Annotated in this window: 13 protein-coding genes; all 13 read left to right on the forward strand. The window is 70.4% G+C overall.

The window, feature by feature from the left end; all coding sequences use genetic code 11:
* The first annotated feature begins 131 nt into the window (after window positions 1-131).
* The 13 genes from BLR49_RS04835 to BLR49_RS04895 all read left to right on the forward strand — a co-directional run bounded on the left by BLR49_RS04835 (window position 132) and on the right by BLR49_RS04895 (window position 15,588).
* Window positions 132-2,423, forward strand: a complete 2,292-nt coding sequence (locus BLR49_RS04835) for a glycoside hydrolase family 3 N-terminal domain-containing protein (RefSeq protein WP_218121307.1) — start codon at window positions 132-134, stop codon at window positions 2,421-2,423.
* Between the two features lie 28 nt (window positions 2,424-2,451).
* Window positions 2,452-3,489 carry an alpha/beta hydrolase gene (locus BLR49_RS04840; RefSeq protein WP_092534267.1) on the forward strand — a complete coding sequence of 346 codons (1,038 nt, stop codon included), beginning with the start codon at window positions 2,452-2,454 and terminating at the stop codon, window positions 3,487-3,489.
* Between the two features lie 9 nt (window positions 3,490-3,498).
* Window positions 3,499-4,527 carry an alpha/beta hydrolase gene (locus BLR49_RS04845; protein WP_092534270.1) on the forward strand — a complete coding sequence of 343 codons (1,029 nt, stop codon included), beginning with the start codon at window positions 3,499-3,501 and terminating at the stop codon, window positions 4,525-4,527.
* Window positions 4,528-4,595: 68 nt separating this feature from the next.
* On the forward strand, window positions 4,596-6,182 hold the full coding sequence (locus BLR49_RS04850) for a family 43 glycosylhydrolase (protein ID WP_092534273.1): 1,587 nt from the start codon (window positions 4,596-4,598) through the stop codon (window positions 6,180-6,182).
* A gap of 33 nt (window positions 6,183-6,215) precedes the next feature.
* Window positions 6,216-9,236: a glycosyl hydrolase gene (locus BLR49_RS04855; protein ID WP_092534276.1), complete on the forward strand. Its 3,021-nt coding sequence runs from the start codon at window positions 6,216-6,218 to the stop codon at window positions 9,234-9,236.
* Window positions 9,237-10,129: 893 nt separating this feature from the next.
* Entirely contained in the window at window positions 10,130-11,254 is a 1,125-nt protein-coding gene (locus BLR49_RS04860; RefSeq protein WP_092534279.1) for a Gfo/Idh/MocA family protein, read from the forward strand.
* A 230-nt stretch (window positions 11,255-11,484) separates the two neighbouring features.
* Window positions 11,485-12,501: a sugar phosphate isomerase/epimerase family protein gene (locus tag BLR49_RS04865; RefSeq protein ID WP_092534282.1), complete on the forward strand. Its 1,017-nt coding sequence runs from the start codon at window positions 11,485-11,487 to the stop codon at window positions 12,499-12,501.
* 1 nt (window position 12,502) lies between these two features.
* Window positions 12,503-12,895, forward strand: coding sequence for a C-glycoside deglycosidase beta subunit domain-containing protein (locus BLR49_RS04870; protein ID WP_092534285.1), 393 nt, complete (start codon window positions 12,503-12,505; stop codon window positions 12,893-12,895).
* 56 nt (window positions 12,896-12,951) lie between these two features.
* Window positions 12,952-13,374, forward strand: coding sequence for a C-glycoside deglycosidase beta subunit domain-containing protein (locus tag BLR49_RS04875; RefSeq protein ID WP_092534288.1), 423 nt, complete (start codon window positions 12,952-12,954; stop codon window positions 13,372-13,374).
* 12 nt (window positions 13,375-13,386) lie between these two features.
* Window positions 13,387-14,388: a TIM barrel protein gene (locus BLR49_RS04880; RefSeq protein WP_092534291.1), complete on the forward strand. Its 1,002-nt coding sequence runs from the start codon at window positions 13,387-13,389 to the stop codon at window positions 14,386-14,388.
* A gap of 170 nt (window positions 14,389-14,558) precedes the next feature.
* On the forward strand, window positions 14,559-14,822 hold the full coding sequence (locus BLR49_RS04885; protein ID WP_092534294.1) for a hypothetical protein: 264 nt from the start codon (window positions 14,559-14,561) through the stop codon (window positions 14,820-14,822).
* Between the two features lie 170 nt (window positions 14,823-14,992).
* Window positions 14,993-15,289 (forward strand): type II toxin-antitoxin system Phd/YefM family antitoxin, encoded by a 297-nt coding sequence (locus tag BLR49_RS04890; protein WP_092534297.1) that lies wholly within the window; start codon window positions 14,993-14,995, stop codon window positions 15,287-15,289.
* Window positions 15,286-15,588: a type II toxin-antitoxin system RelE family toxin gene (locus BLR49_RS04895; RefSeq protein WP_092534300.1), complete on the forward strand. Its 303-nt coding sequence runs from the start codon at window positions 15,286-15,288 to the stop codon at window positions 15,586-15,588. The genes BLR49_RS04890 and BLR49_RS04895 overlap by 4 nt, the downstream gene beginning before the upstream one ends.
* The last annotated feature ends 20 nt before the right edge of the window (window positions 15,589-15,608 follow it).

Below are 15,608 nucleotides of genomic sequence, written 5' to 3' on the forward strand. Positions count from 1 at the left end.
CATACCGTTGGGGCTGTGGCCCGGGTGCCATGCCCGAGTCACAGCCCCAACGTCCAACAGCACACACCGCAGTCCTCACCCGACACACAACCGCCCCGCTCATCCGCCCCCAGCTCAACGAGGAGCCCCACGTGACCGCCGCCTCCGCCGCCAACGCCAACACCTCCACCAACGCCAAGAGCCCCCTCGTCCAGCTCACCGCCGCCCAGCGCGAGCACATCGAGGCCCTGCTGGCCTCCCTGACCTGGGAGGAGAAGCTCGCACAGATCCAGATCACCTTCAAGATGACCCAGGAGGAATGCCTGGACGCCGCCCGCTCCGGCATCGGCGCCCTGTTCTGGCCCGGCAACGCGGCGGACACCAACGCGGTCCAGCGCGTGGCCGTGGAGGAGACCGCACACGGCATCCCCCTGCTGATCGGCCTGGACGTCATTCACGGCCAGCGCACCACCTTCCCCACACCACTGGCCATGGGCGCCTCCTTCTCCGCCGCCGCCGCCCAGTCCTGCGCCGCCGTCTCCGCCGCCGAGGCCCGCTCCGGCGGGGTCACCTGGACCTTCTCACCCATGGTGGACGTCTCCCGCGACCCGCGCTGGGGCCGCGTGGCTGAGGGCTTCGGCGAGGACCCGCTGCTGACCGCCGAACTGGGCGCCGCCATGGTCTCCGGCTACCAGCACGAGCGCCTGGACGAGCCCGGCACCATGGCGGCCACCGCCAAGCACTTCATCGGCTACGGCGCCGCCGAGGGCGGCCGCGACTACAACACCGTGGACATGTCCGCCCAGCGGCTCCACTCCGTCTACCTGCCGCCCTTCGCCGCCTGCGTTCAGGCCGGCGTCGGCTCCGTCATGGCGTCCTTCAACACCTTCAACGGCCGCCCCGTCCACGCCAGCCGCCGCCTGCTCACCGGCGTCCTCAAGGATGAGCTGGGCTTCACCGGCGCCATCGTCGGTGACGCCTCCGGCGTGGAGAACCTCATCCCCCACGGGGTCGCCGCGAACCTTCCCGACGCCGCCCGCATGTCGCTTGCCGCCGGGCTCGACGTCGAAATGGGCGGTCACCTCCACGACCCCGCAGCCCGCCCCGAGCACCCGGCCCTCCTGGACGGGGACGACCCGGCCCTGGCGGCCCGGGTGGACGATGCCGTGCGCCGCGTCCTGGCCCTCAAGCTCGCCCTCGGCCTGTTCGAGAACCCCTACGTGGACCCCGCTGCCGAGATCACCGCCCCCACCACCGAGCACCTGGCCGCCGCCCGCGCCGCCGCCGAGAAGTGCCCCGTGCTGCTCACCAACGACGGCGCCCTGCCGATCGCCCCCACTGCCCGCCGCATCCTGCTGGCCGGCCCGGCCGCCACCCACACCGACCACCTGGGCGCCTGGGTGCAGCACTTCGCCGCCCCACCCGCCCAGTCACTGGCCGACGCGCTCACCGCCGCCCTGGCCGCACGCGCCGCCGACGCCGACACGCCCGCCCCCGAGCTCACGGTGCTGGGCGGCCAGGACCCACTCGGCGTCACCGAGGCGGAGGTCGCCGAAGTCGCTGCGGCCGCAGCCGACGCCGACCTGGTCATCCTCGCCCTGGACGAGCCCAGCCAGCTCACCGGCGAGGCCACCTCCCGCGCCGACCTGCACCTGCCCGGCGACCAGGCCGCCCTGGTACACGCCGTCGCCGCCACCGGCACGCCCCTGGCCGTGGTGCTCGTGGCCGGGCGCCCGCTCGTCGTCGAGGACTGGATCGAGGAGCCGGGCGCCGTCCTCATGGCCTGGCACCTGGGCACCACCGCCCCGGAGGTCATCGCCGACATCCTCACCGGCACCGTCAACCCCTCCGGGCGCCTGCCCATGGGCTTCCCCCGGCACTCCGGGCAGCTGCCCGCCACCTACGACGCCCACGAGAACACCGGCCGCCCCGCCACCCGCGGCGGGGAGATGATCAAGCCCGCCTTCGACATGGGCCTGGACGGCCCCGCCAACCTCCAGGAGTTCTTCACCTCCAAGTACCGCGACCTGGAGCTCGGACCCCGCTTCCGCTTCGGCCACGGCCTGTCCTACACCGGCTTCACCTACCGGGACGCCGAGCTGAACCGCGCCACCATCACCCTGGCCGAGCTCAACGCCGGCCAGGCCGTGGAGGTGACCGCCACGGTCGCCAACACCGGCGAGCGCGACGGCGAGGACGTGGTCCTGCTGTTCACCCGGGACGTGCTCGCCTCGCTCGCCCCCGCCGTGCGCAGGCTTGCCGGCTTCCAGCGCGTCGCCGTCCCCGCGGGCGGCAGCGCTCAGGTCACCTTCCGGCTGGAGCGCAGCCACCTGGCCCTGTGGGATGACGACGGGCAGGGCTGGCGCGTCGAGCCCGGTGACTTCGAGATCCGCCTGGGGCCGGACCCCGCCGCCGAGCCGCTGCTCCTGACCGTCACCGACTGACCCGCTGCGCGCACCAGGAGGCAAGCCCATGCGCTTCAACTCAACCCAGGGGCCGGTCGTCGACGACGGCGTCCCCGAGAAGGTCGGCCACCTCACCGGCGTGCACGCCCAGCGCCTGCAACTCATGGAGGGGCTGCCCCCGCGCGGGCCCGCCTGGGGGCCGGAGGAGAACGCCCGGCTGGCCCGCTTCGACGCCCCGGTCGAGCCCATTGACCTGCCGGCGGTGGATCGACGCGAGGCATTCGCTCCCGGCCCCAACGGGGACGTCCGCGTCATCGTCACCACCCCGAGGAGGCTCGCTGAGCCCGACGCCGCCGGCCGTCGCGGCGTCATCGTGTGGATGCACGGCGGCGCCTTCCTCGGCGGCAGCCCGGAGATGCCCGAGGGCGACCACACGGCCGCCCGCCTGGCGCACGCCACCGGCCTGCCCGTCGTCAACGTCGACTACCGGCTCGCCACCGAGGGACGTCACCACCCGGTGCTCCACGACGACGTCTGGGCCGCCTACACCTGGGCGCGCTCCGGCGGCCACGGAACGCCCACCGACCCCGGGCTGGTGTTCGTCGGCGGTGGCAGCGCCGGCGCGGCCCTGGCCGCCACCATCGGCCACCACGGGCGCGACGCCGAGGCCGCGGCCGCCGGCGTCTTCCTCGCCTACCCGCTCGTGCACTACCCTCGCCCGCCGGCCTCCGCGGAGCTCGCCGCCGCCCTCGCCGTCCTGCCGGACGCCTTCCAGGACAACCCAGACGGCGACGACTGGCTGATGAGCAACATGCTTGGCCCGGACATGCTGGACATCGAGCGCCCCGAGTACGCGCTCGCGGGCATGACCGAGGACTTCAACGGCTACCCGCGCACCTTCATCGAGAACTGCGAGCTCGACGGCCTGCGCGCCTCCGGGGAGCGCTTCGCCCAGCAGCTCGCCGATGCGGGGGTCGACGTCGAGGTCCACACCTGCCCCGGCGAGCTGCACGCCCCATTGAACGTGCCCGGCCTGGACTCCGGCGTGCGCATGTGCGCACACCTGGCCGCCTTCATCAACGACGTCATCAACCACCACGCCTGAGGACCAACCATGCGCAAGAACAGTTCAGCAGCACCCGTCGTCGTCACCGAGGGCCCCGAGAAGGTCGGCCACCTCGCCGGTCCCCACGGTGAGCGCGTCCACCACCTCGAGGGCGTCTCACGGATCGGGCCGCATCTGACCGAGGCGGAGCAGGCCCAGCTCGCACGCTTCGACGCCCCCGTCGAGCCCATCGACCTGCCCGAGGTCGAGCGCCGCGACGCCGTCGCCCCCGGTCCGCACGGGGACGTGCCAGTGCGCGTGTACACCCCGGCCGAGCTCGCCGCTCCCGACGCCGAAGGCCGCCGTGCGGCGGTGGTCTGGATCCACGGGGGCGCCTTCATCTTCGGCGACCTGGACACCGGCGAGGCCGATCACACCGCCGCCCGCCTGGCCGACGCCACCGGGCTTCCCGTCATCAGCGTCGCCTACCGGCTGTGCCGTGACGGCATCCACCACCCCGTCCCGCACGACGACTGCTGGGCGGCCTACCAGTGGGTGCGCGCCGGCGGACACGGCCTGCCCACCGACCCCGAGCGCGTAGCCGTCGGCGGCGGCAGCGCCGGCGCCTGCCTGGCCGCCACCATCGGCCTGCACGGGCGCGACGCGGACTGCCCACCCGCCGGCGTCTTCCTCGCCTACCCGCTGGTGCACTATCCCCGTCCGCCTGCCTCCACCGAACTCGCCGCAGCCATCGCCACCCTCCCCCCGGCCCTCGTCGACGACCCCGAGCAGGACCACTTCCTCATGGGCAACTACCTCGGCCCCGACCTGCTGAACATCGGCCATCCCGGCTACGCGCTGCCCGGCATGGCCGAGGACCTCACCGGCTACCCGCGCACCTTCATCGAGAACTGCGAACTGGACACCCTGCGCGTCTCCGGGGAGCGCTTCGCCGCCCAGCTGGAGGAGGCCGGGGTCGACGTCGAGCAGCACACCGTGCCCGGGGAGATCCACGGGCACCTGTCCGTGCCCGGCCTGCCCACGGCCAAGGCCACCTGTGCCCACTTCGCCGCCTTCATCAGTGACGTCACGCGCTGAGCCCATACAGCGGGCCTTCCTCCCGCACTCCTTACAAAGAACCACCATCGCACCACCGGAGAGACCTCATGACGACCGCTAACCAGAACGCCGCCCCCGCCTGGGGGCGCGGTATTGAGAACCAGCGCCGCGCCAACCTCGGCGACGGCACCTACCGCAACCCCGTCATGGGCGGGGACTACCCCGACCCCACCGTCCTGCGCGTGGGGGACCGCTACTACCTGACCTACTCCTCCTTCGAGTCCAGCCCCGGCATCGTGCTGTGGCGCTCGGAGAACCTGGTGGACTGGGAGCCCGTCGGCCCCACCTGCCCCGAGCCCTGGGGCAGCGTCTTCGCCATCGACCTGGTCGAGCACGCCGGCCGCTACTACATGTACATCCCCTTCATGCCCACCTCCTGGTCCCGGGTGGACGCCCCCACCATCGCGGTGATGTGGGCCGACGACATCGAGGGCGAGTGGCACGGCCCCATCGACCTGGGCCTGCGCGGCTACATCGACCCCGGCCACGCCGTGGGCGAGGACGGTGAGCGCTACCTGTTCCTCAACGGCGTCGACCGGGTCCGGCTCACCGACGACGGCCTGGCCACCGTCGGGGACGTCGAGCACGTCTACGACGGCTGGCACTACCCCGAGGACTGGGTGGTGGAGGCCTACTCCCTGGAGGGGCCCAAGCACGTGATGCGCGACGGCTGGCACTACCTGGTCTCCGCCGTCGGCGGCACCGCCGGCCCCGCCACCGGGCACATGGTCATCGTGGCCCGCTCCCGCTCCATCGACGGCCCCTGGGAGAACATGCCCACCAACCCGCTGCTGCGCTGCACCGACCCCGCCCAGCCCTGGTGGTCCCGCGGCCACGGCACCCTGCTGGAGGGGCCCGGCGGGCAGTGGTACGTCATCTACCACGCCTACGAGAACGGCCATGCCGGCTTGGGTCGGCAGATCCTGCTCGAACCGGTCGACTGGACCGAGGACGGCTGGCCGGTGGCCCGCGGCGGCGGCCTGACCGCCCCGTTGCCCCTGCCCGGCGGCGGCAGCGAGCAGCGTCCCCACGGCGTCGCCCTGTCCGACGACTTCGCTGCGCCCGCCTGGGGCTGGCGGTGGACCTTCGATCAGCCGGGCGCCGACGAGACCGCCCGCGCCGACTTCACCGGTGAGGGCCTGGTGCTGGCAGGCAAGGGGGAGGGGCCGGCGTCGGCCTCGCCCATGACCGTGCGTGCCCCCGACCGCTCCTACCGGGTGCAGGTGGGTGTTGAGCTGCTCGGCTCCACGGGCGCCGACGGCGGCGCGGGCGACCCGGGGGCACCCGAGACCACGGCCGGTCTGCTGCTGTTCTTCAACCACCGGCTCTTCCTCGGGCTGGAGCTTGCCGAGGGACGGCTGCAGGCCTGGACCGGCGGCACCCCCACCTGGGCCGGCCAGCCGCTGCCGGAGGGCACCCGCGCGCTGGAACTCGCCCTGGAGAAGCGTGAGCACATCGTGCAGATGTACTACCGCGTCCCCGGGCAGGCGGAGTGGACCCACTACCCGCTCACCCTGGAGTGCTCCGGCTACCACGCCAACACCGCGAACGACCTGGTCTCGCTGCGCCCCGCCGTCTTCGCCGCCGGGCCGGGCAGCGCCCGCATCACCGACTTCCGCTACCGGGCCCTGTGAGGCCCAGGCACTGAGAGATTCGAGGAACGTCCAATGAGCACGCCCGCAGACCTGCACCGCCCCGCCACCCGCGCATCCCTGACCCGGGCCCGCTTCGCCACCCCGGAGGCCGCCGACCGCCCCGGGATCCGCTGGTGGTGGCAGCAGCCCACCCCCGTGGCGGAGCTACTTGAAGAGCTGCGGGCGATCGCAGCCGCCGGCTTCGGGGAGGTGGAGATCGCCTTCTCACCGGGCTTCTGGGCCGATGCCGCCCAGCGCGAGGCACTGGGGGCCGTCCTGGAGGAGGCCCGGGGCCTGGGGGTGGGCGTGGCCATGACTCTAGGAGCCGCCTGGCCGCTGCAGACCCCCAACACCGCCCGCGGCACCGCCCACGCCGCGCAGGAGCTCCAGTACGGGGTCGCCTGGGTCGAGGGCGACCGCCGGAGCGCCGCTCGGGCCGGCACCGGCCGGGGCGCCGCTGAGAGCTCCGCACCCGCCGACAGCCTGGGCGGCGCCATCACCACGCCCGTGCCGGCGCCCTTCGACGACCCGGACCGCGAGCGCGGCGGGAAGCTGATCGCCGTCGTCGCCGCCCGGGTGGTGCAGCGCGGCACGCCGCCGCGCGTGGTGGACTCCGGCAACCCCTGGGGCAAGCCCACCAAGATCATCGAGCCCGAGCGCTCCACCCTGCTGGATGAGACCACCCTGACCGTCCTGACCGGTGCCGTGCGCGGCGAGGGCGCGAGCGCCGTCGTCACCTGGAGGCCCGGGCCGGGTCAGTGGGCGCTCATGGCGTTTTGGAGCCGCGACAGCGAGCAGGGGGTCACCAGCTTCCTGGACGCGACCGCCGCCCGCGCCGCCCTGGGCTACCTGGACGAGCACCAGATCGGGGCGGCGGGTGCGGCCGCCCTGGAGGCGGAGGACTCCACCGCCACCGAACTGTTCGAGGACTCCCTGGAGCTGAACGCCGACTGCCTGTTCTGGAGCCGCGGCTTCCTCGAGCGCTTCCGGGCCCGGCGCGGCTACGACCCCACCCGCTACCTGCCGCTGCTCATGGCTCACGGCCAGTGCCGCTACTGGGTGCCCGAGGCGCCCCCGCGGCCCGACTTCGAATCCGCCGACGCGGACGGAGCCACCACCGACCTGGGGCGGCGCGTGCGCGCCGACTACGACCGCACCGTCACCGACCTTTACGTCGGCGACCACCTGGCCCTCATCCAGGACTGGGCCGCCGGGCACGGCATGCGGCACAAGGCCCAGGCCGCCTATGGGCAGAACCTGGAACCGGTCCGCTCCTTCCGCGAGCTGGTGCGCTGCGGCGGGCGCGCGGAGGTGGAGTCCCTGAACTCCGGCGACCGCGTCCCCATGCGCATGGACCACCCCAACTGGCGCTTCTCCCTGGACTGGCAGCGCAGCTGCGTGGCCGGCGCCCACCAGGGCGGGGCCGCGCGCGTGTCCACCGAGCTCGGCGCCCAGATGGACAAGTGCTACGACTTCTCCCTGGCCGACTACCGGCACATGCTCGACAAGGAGTGGGCGGTGGGCGTCACCAAGCCCTTCGTGCACGGCTTCGCCGCCCAGGACCCCGAGGCGCCCTGGCCCACCCGCGGACGCTTCGGCACGGTGGTCTCCGAGTCCTGGAACCACCGGCACTTCCCCCAGTGGCAGCACTGGCGGGGCCTGACCGACTACTGGGCGCGGGGCACCGCCGTGCTGGAGACCGGCACCCCCCGGGCGGACGTGGCCGTCTACCGCGACGGCTTCCTGACCACCGCCGCCCGCGGCAACGCCGAGGCCGACGCCACCGCCCCCGACCGACTCATCGACGCCGAGCCGCTGGAACGGGCCGGATACAACGTGCAGATCCTCGACCCGGTCGGCCTGGCCGAGGAGGGGGTCGTCGGCCCCGAACGCGACACGGATGCCGACGGGACGGTGCTCTTCCCCGACGGGCCGGCCTATCGGGCCCTGATTCTGGACGCCGCGCTTCAGGGCGGCACCATCCCGCTGGATGCGGCCCGCGCGCTGGCGCGTGTCGCTGCGGCAGGGCTGGCCATCATCTTCGTCGGGCAGCCGCCCGCCGGGGATGCGGGCTGGGGCGGAGCCGACGCCGGCGAGGCGGTGCGGGAGGCGATCACCGCCGTGCTCACCGGGGCGCGCGTGAAGCGTGTGGATGGCTGGGAGGAGGTGCCCGCCGCGCTCGCGGCGCTCGGCGTGCGGCCGCGCGTGGCCTGGGCCGGACCGGTGCTGCTGAGCCAGGTGCGCGATGCCGACGAGGGCCGCTACGTGCTCGTGTACAACCCCGCCGCCGTGGCGGTCGCGCTGCCGCTGGAGATCGAAGGGACCGGGCGCGTGGAGGTCCTCGACCTGGACGCGGGCACGATCACGCCGGTGGGTGCCGAGGCCGCTGCCGGGGTGACGCGGGTGCAGGTGGCCCTGGAGCCGCTCGGGCTGGCGGTGCTGCGACTGGTGTCCCCGCAGCCTGGTCCGGGTACCGGTGAAGTTGCGGGTGCGGGCGGGGCCTGTGCCGTGGCCGGGGCCGTCGTCGGTGCGAGTGCGGGCGAGACCGGGCCCGCCGTGGGCGGGCGAACCGGAAGTGGCGGCGAGGAGATCGCGCTTACGGGGTGGAGCCTGACCGTCACCAGCGAGGAGCCGGACGGACCGCGCACCATCGTCCTGCCCGGACAGGGGCCCGCGGATTGGCGCGAAGTGCCGGCGCTGAAGGACGTCTCCGGCACCGGGGTCTACCACGTGCGCGCGGACGTGCACGGTGGCGCCGACCCGGCCGCGCTCGCGGACGCGGTGCTGAGGCTCGGGGAGCTGGGCGGCAGCGCCGTGGTGCGGGTGGGCGACCGCGAGTTCGGGCCGGTGCTGCGCGATGACGTGGACATCCCGGTTGGGCAGGCGCTTGCGGCGGTCGTGGCCGCGGGACAGGACCCGGTCATTGAGATCGAGGTGCGCACGACGCTGCGTAACGCGACGCTGGCCGCTGATGTCTACATGAAGGGCCCGTGGGCGGTGCAGTACCCGACCGTGCCCCACGGCCTCCTCGGCCCCGTCCACCTCCTGTCCTAGTCTCCCCTCGCCGAGATCGGTAGAAGTTACGTGCCGAGATCGGTAGAAGCTACGTGCCGAGATCGGTCGGGGTGGCGGCGGCCGGCGGCCGCTCCCTCCGGATTGGGGGCGGCAGGGGCGGCCTCATTGGCGCTGCACACTGGAGCTGTCATGACAAACTTACCTGGTTCTGGTTTTTCGTTGATTTTGTGCGGAAATGGCGGCTCGGTCTGATTCCGGTGATGGTGCTCCGGTGTGCAGCAAGGTCGTTGTTGCACACCGGAGGCTTTCCATGGTTCTGGACTCGATGGATGAAACCGCAGAATCATGCGATTCTTGGGTGAGCCCCGGTTTCTCCGGTGTGCGGCACCCCGTCTTCACTGCCCCTACAGGTGCGTCCGCGCACCGCCTACCTCGTCGACGACGGCGGAACCGCACAAGGACACTAGAACCCGCTGTTCGCGAGCGTACTTGCCACGGTCGGGGATCGGTGCTCGTGCCGGACGTGTCGGAGAACGGCACGAAGGCCGCTGGGCCCAGATCGGCGGCGCCAGCAAATGGCGTGATTTCAGCCCTCCTCAAGACGCGGGGCGGCCAGCCGCGGGCCTTTGTGCCGAACTCGGACATGTCGTGCCGTCATCCCCTCGCTGCCTTCGAGGCAGACAGGCTGCTTGCCGGTGCAAGCAGTGGCCCCTCCTCGTGGAGCGACTGCTTGACCACCTGGCAGATGTCGGCACCGTCCCGGAGCGAGCCCTCCCTGCGGGGCGACTTGTGCACGCACAGGGCGCAAGTACGGCATTGTGGGCTTGGGTTCGGTTGTGGCCGCCGAGTTGAATAGAACACGTGAGGCGGGAACGCATCCCGTCGGGCCCGGCCATCGCCGGCGGGCTCAACCCGAACACAGGAGTTCAGATATGAGCAAGAAGCTTCGCATCGGCATCGTGGGTCTGGGGTTCATCGGAACCCAGAAGCACCTGGTGGGTCTGGCGCAGCACAAGGACAAGTGCGAGATCGTCGCCTTCTGCGACTTCGACATCGAGCGTGCCGAGGCCGGTAAGGCTCAGTGGGGCAACGAGGACGCCTACACCACCACCGACTACATGGATCTCGTGAACGACGACTCCATCGATGTCATGCACGTGTGCACCTGGAACGCCAACCACTGTGAGATCACCTGCGCGGCCCTGGAGGCCGGCAAGCACGTGATGGTGGAGAAGCCGATGGCCGTCACCGGCGAGGACGCTCGCAAGATGCGCGACACCGCCAAGCGGACCGGCAAGAAGCTGACCGTCGGCTTCCAGTACCGCCAGCGCGAGGAGTACCAGTTCCTCAAGGCCCTGGCCGACGAGGGCAAGTTCGGCGAGATCTACGCCGCCAAGGCCCACGCCACCCGTCGTCGCGGCGTGCCGATCTGGGGCGTGTTCACCGACAAGACCAAGCAGGGCGGCGGCCCGCTCATCGACCTGGGCGGCCACTCGATCGACGTGGCCCTGTGGCTGATGAACAACTACGACGTCGCCTCCGTCACCGGCGTGGTCAACTACAAGCTGGCCGACAAGCCTGAGGGCAACATCGGTGGCGAGTGGGACCCGGCCACCTACGAGGTCGAGGACTCCGCCTTCGGGTTCGTCACCTTCAAGAACGGCGCCTCCCTGTTCGTCGAGGCCTCCTGGGCTCTGAACATCAAGGCCGCTCGCGAGGGCTGCATCACCATCATGGGCACCGAGGCCGGCGCCGAGACCATCCAGGACCCGGCCGGCTCCGCCAACCTGGTCGTCGACGTCAACTCCATCGAGGGCGGCAAGCAGGTCAACACCGGCTTCGGCGCGGGCGGCGCCTACTTCTCCGCCGGCGGCGTCGGCGGCGCCCAGACCGGCTTCTCCTACATGGGCGGCCTGGAGGCCGGCCTGTGGCTCGACGCCATCCTCAACGACACCGAGCCCTACGTGACCGCCGACCAGGCCGTCGTCGTCACCGAGATCCTCGACGGCATCTACAAGTCCGCGGCCCAGGGCGGCAAGCCCGTCTACTTCGACTGAGCCCGATCTCTCCCACAACCCAGCGGGGTCGACGCCGTGGCACACCGCGGTCACGCCGTCGCCCTCCGCGATAACACGCCGCACCGTCCCGGCCGCGCCTCACGGCGTCACCTGACGGACAGCAACAGGTTCGGCCCCGGTCCCCACCGCGGGGCCGGGGCCGAACCGCACCCGTCGCCCGCACCTACAACTTCCAAACACATAACCCGCACTCAGAGAGGAGCGCATCCATGACCTCGCAGATCAAACGCGGAGTCAGCCTGTACTCGTACCAGCACGAGTACGCCCACGGCACCTTCACCCTCGAAGACTGCGTCGCCGCAGCCGCCAAGGAGGGCGCGCTGGGCATCGAGACCCTCGGCGAGCAGATGATCCCCGGCTTCCCCTTCCCCGGGCAGGCAGACCTGCCCGACTCCTTCTACTCCTGGTGGAAGGACCTCATGGTCAAGTACGGCACCACGCCGACCGTGCATGACATGTTCCTGGACACCAAGCGCTACCGCGGCCGCCTGCTCAACCACTCCGAGATGGTCGACTCGCTCAAGCGCGACATCCGGCACACCGCCAAGCTCGGCGCCAAGGGCATCCGCATCATCGTCAACACCCCGCCCGAGGTGGTCGAGTCCGCTGCCCCCTACGCGCGCGACCACGGCGTGTGGATGGGCGTAGAGGTCCACTCCCCGTACTCCTTCGAGGACGACTGGATCAAGCGGCACCTGGAGGTCGGCGAGAAGGTTGGCTCCGACGTCGTCGGCTGCGTGCCGGACATGGGCATCTTCGTCCACAAGCTGCCGCGCGTGGTCGTGGATCGTGCCCTGCGTGACGGCGCCGACCCGGAGCTCACCCGCGAGATCGTTGACACCTACAACTCCCACGGCGACACCCAGGCCGTCTTCGACCGCCTGGAGCGCCAGGGCGTCGACGGCGTCACCCTGGGCCTGGCCCGCAACGGCATCCACATGATCGCCCAGCCCGTTGACTGCCTGCGCGACCACGCCGAGTTCATCAAGCACATCCACGCCAAGTTCTACGAGATGCACGAGGTGCCCGGCTTCGACTACTGGCACGAGTACTCCATCCCCTACCACGAGATCGTCCCCGTCCTGGACGAGATCGGTTACGACGGCTACCTCTCCAGCGAGTACGAGGGCAACCGTCATATCGAGGACGCCGAGCCCGTCGACTCCGTCACCCAGGTGGCCGCCCACCAGGCCATGCTCAAGGCACTCATCGGAGAGGAGAACTGACATGTTCGACGAGATGATCATTCACGAGGGAACCGTTCGCAATGTCACCGGTCCCGACGGCGAGGTGGCGGGCTTCTCCTTCGAGAGCCACATCCCCTACTACCGCGGCCTGGGACTGTCCATGATCGAGACCCCCGAGGTCACGGTCGACGGCGAGGCCGTACCCGAGGAGGACCTGCGCTTCACCTACAACGGCGTAACTCGCACCTTCGACGAGCTCGCCGACGTCTCCGACGTGCGCTGGGAGCTGCGCACCTTCGCGACCATCACCGTGCTGCGCCCCGGCGGGCTCACGCCCGGAGAGCACGAGATCCACGTCAACCTGCGTCTGCGGGTGTCGTACCTCCCGTTCATCTCCGAGAACCGTTTCACCCGGAAGGTCACGGTGGCCTGAGGCGCCGCCTGTCCGGCTTACTTCCCTTCACACCAATCCTTTGGAAGGAACCATCCATGCCCACCAAATTCATGAAGCTCGGCTTTGACGAGCAGGTGCTGCGCCGTCTCGCCAACGACTCCGACGGCTACGTCCTCGACGTCGGCCTCAACTACTACCGCGGCACCCCGATCTCCGCCGTCGAGCGGATGGAGCTCAGCGTCGACGGCGAGCGGGTCGACGACGACCGCATCCTGGTGGAGATCAACGGCAAGTTCCTGCGCCTGCCGCAGGTGCCACTGGCCTTCACCGAGTACTGGGGCGTTAAGACCCCGATTCGCCTGCACGTGACCGGCGAGCCGCTGGCCGCCGGCGAGCACGACGTCGACTTCGTGTGCGAGGCGCGCGTCGTCTACATGCAGTTCGCCCCCGGCGTCTACGGAATGTTTGACGCCTCCGCATCCGGCACCCTCACGGTGGCCGAGGACTCTGAGAACTGAGGAGCAAGACCCATGGCAAAGATCAACGGCATCGAGCAGGCCATCTCCTGCTACAGCTACACCCAGGAGTTCATCGAGAACGACGACTGGAGCATCGACACGATCTTCGAGCACGTCGCCGCCAAGGGCATCAGCAAGGTGGAGCTGGTCGGTGGGCAGACCTTCCAGCAGTACCCCACTCCTCGCGCCGATGAGATCGACGCGGTGCTGGCCGCCGGCGAGAAGCACGGCGTGGAGGTCTTCTCCTACGGCGGCTACGTCGACCTCGGGCGCATCACCGGTTACCAGATGAGCCGCGAGGACATCCTCTCCGACATCCGGCTGGACATCATGACCGCCCGGAACGTCGGCGCGAAGTACATGCGCGCCACCGGTTTCGAGCCGGAGCTGGCCCCCGCCGTCAACGACCTGGCAGAGCGCTACGGCGTGCAGATCGGCTTCGAGATCCACGCCCCGCACACCCCCTCCGACGCCACCACGCTCGGCTTCATGGAGACGATCGAGAAGCACCAGCTCGGCTCCTTCGGCCTGGTGCCCGACTTCGGCATGTTCATCGAGCGGCCCACCGAGATCGCCATCAACCGCTACGTGGGCCTGGGCGCCAAGCGGGAGACCCTCGACTGGATCATCGCCAACCGCCACAACGGCATGACCGAGGAGGAGATGCAGGAGCACGTCGCCAAGAACATGGGCGGCGGCGAGGGAGAGAAGGTCGCCATCTCCGAATGGTTCGGCTACCTGTCCTTCGCGCCGGCGGAGCTCGACTCCTTCGCCGCGATGGTGCCGTATGTGAAGTACGTGCACGGCAAGTTCTACCACCTGGAACTGGACGAGAACGGCAAGGTCTTCGAGCCGACGATCCCGTACGACAAGGCGCTGTCCATCCTCGCCGAGGGTGGCTTCCAGGGCGTCTTCATCAGCGAGTACGAGGGCCACGCCTTCTACCTCAACGACGCCGACGAGCAGCTCGACCGCCACCTGGCCCTCGGGAAGAACATCCTCGAGAACCTGTGACGGGCAGCCCGCCCCGGCCTCCCTCGCCGAGATCGGTAGAAGTTACGTGTCGAGATCGGTAGAAGTTACGTGCCGAGATCGGTCAAAACGGACGGCTCACCCCAAGTGAGGCAGTGCTCAACTTGGGGCGGGCCGTCCGCGGCTCTCCCTGGGACGCAAAGGAGCGTGTCATGACCGAAGTACAGGAATGGCAACAAGAGACGGTGCGGGCGGAGTCGGCGCGCTTGTTGCGGCTGGCGCCACCTGTGGTGTGGTACCTGATTGCGCTTGCGACGCTGGTGTCGCTGTCTGCCTGGAACATTGCTACTGGCGAGTGGTCCAGGGACTGGCTGGGCTGGGGCGAGGCACCCCCGATCCTCGCCGGCGTGCTCGGGGCGGCGCCGTCGCTCATCGGCCTGTGGGGCCTGCACGCCCTGCGAAAGACGACGGCGTAGTCTCGCGGCCGTCAATGCCGCTCGGTGTCGCTAGGTAGCTCCACCGTGCAAGCCCCAAGGAGGCCCGGGACGACGGATGTCATCCCGGGCCTCCTTGTTGTGCGGCTTTAAGGAGTAGGAGTTGGTGGGGCTCCGGACGCTGCCTAACGATCACGCGTAAACGGCACAGTATGTACATTTCGGCGCTTTTGAGGCAGACTGTCTTTGTGACGGAGTTGACTGTGACGGATGCTCGAGCCCGCCTGGCCGAAGTAGTTGATGAGGCGCGGGTGCGCCATGAGCCTGTCTTTCTGACTCGGCGCGGTCGTCGGGTGGCGGCGGTGATTGATGCCGATGACCTGGACCGCCTCGTCGAGGCGGCCGAGGACTTGGCTGACATTGAAGCAGCCCGCAACGCACGTGCGGAGATTGAGGAACACGGGACTCTCCCCTGGGACCAGGTCAAGGCGGACCTCGGGTTGACATGATCTACCAGGTCGAACTCAGCCCTGCGGCCGCAAAACAACTGCGCAAGCTCGACGTACAGGCCCGTCGCCGAGTCCAGGTGGCGATCGACCTGCTTGCGCAGACTCCGCGCCCTCCCGGCGCGAAGAAGCTGGTAGGTGGCGACGGCGAGTGGCGAGCGCGCACCGGAAGCTACCGCATCATCTACGAGGTGGAGGACAACGTACTGCTCGTACTGGTCCTGGCTGTCGGCCATCGGCGCGAGGTATACCGACGACGCTTATGGACAACGCCTATCAGTTCCGCGCCTCCGCCCACGTAGCAGGAGTACCGGTAGGGGAC

The sequence above is a fragment of the Actinomyces ruminicola genome, from assembly GCF_900103885.1.
GTDB classification, from domain to species: Bacteria; Actinomycetota; Actinomycetes; order Actinomycetales; family Actinomycetaceae; genus Actinomyces; species Actinomyces ruminicola.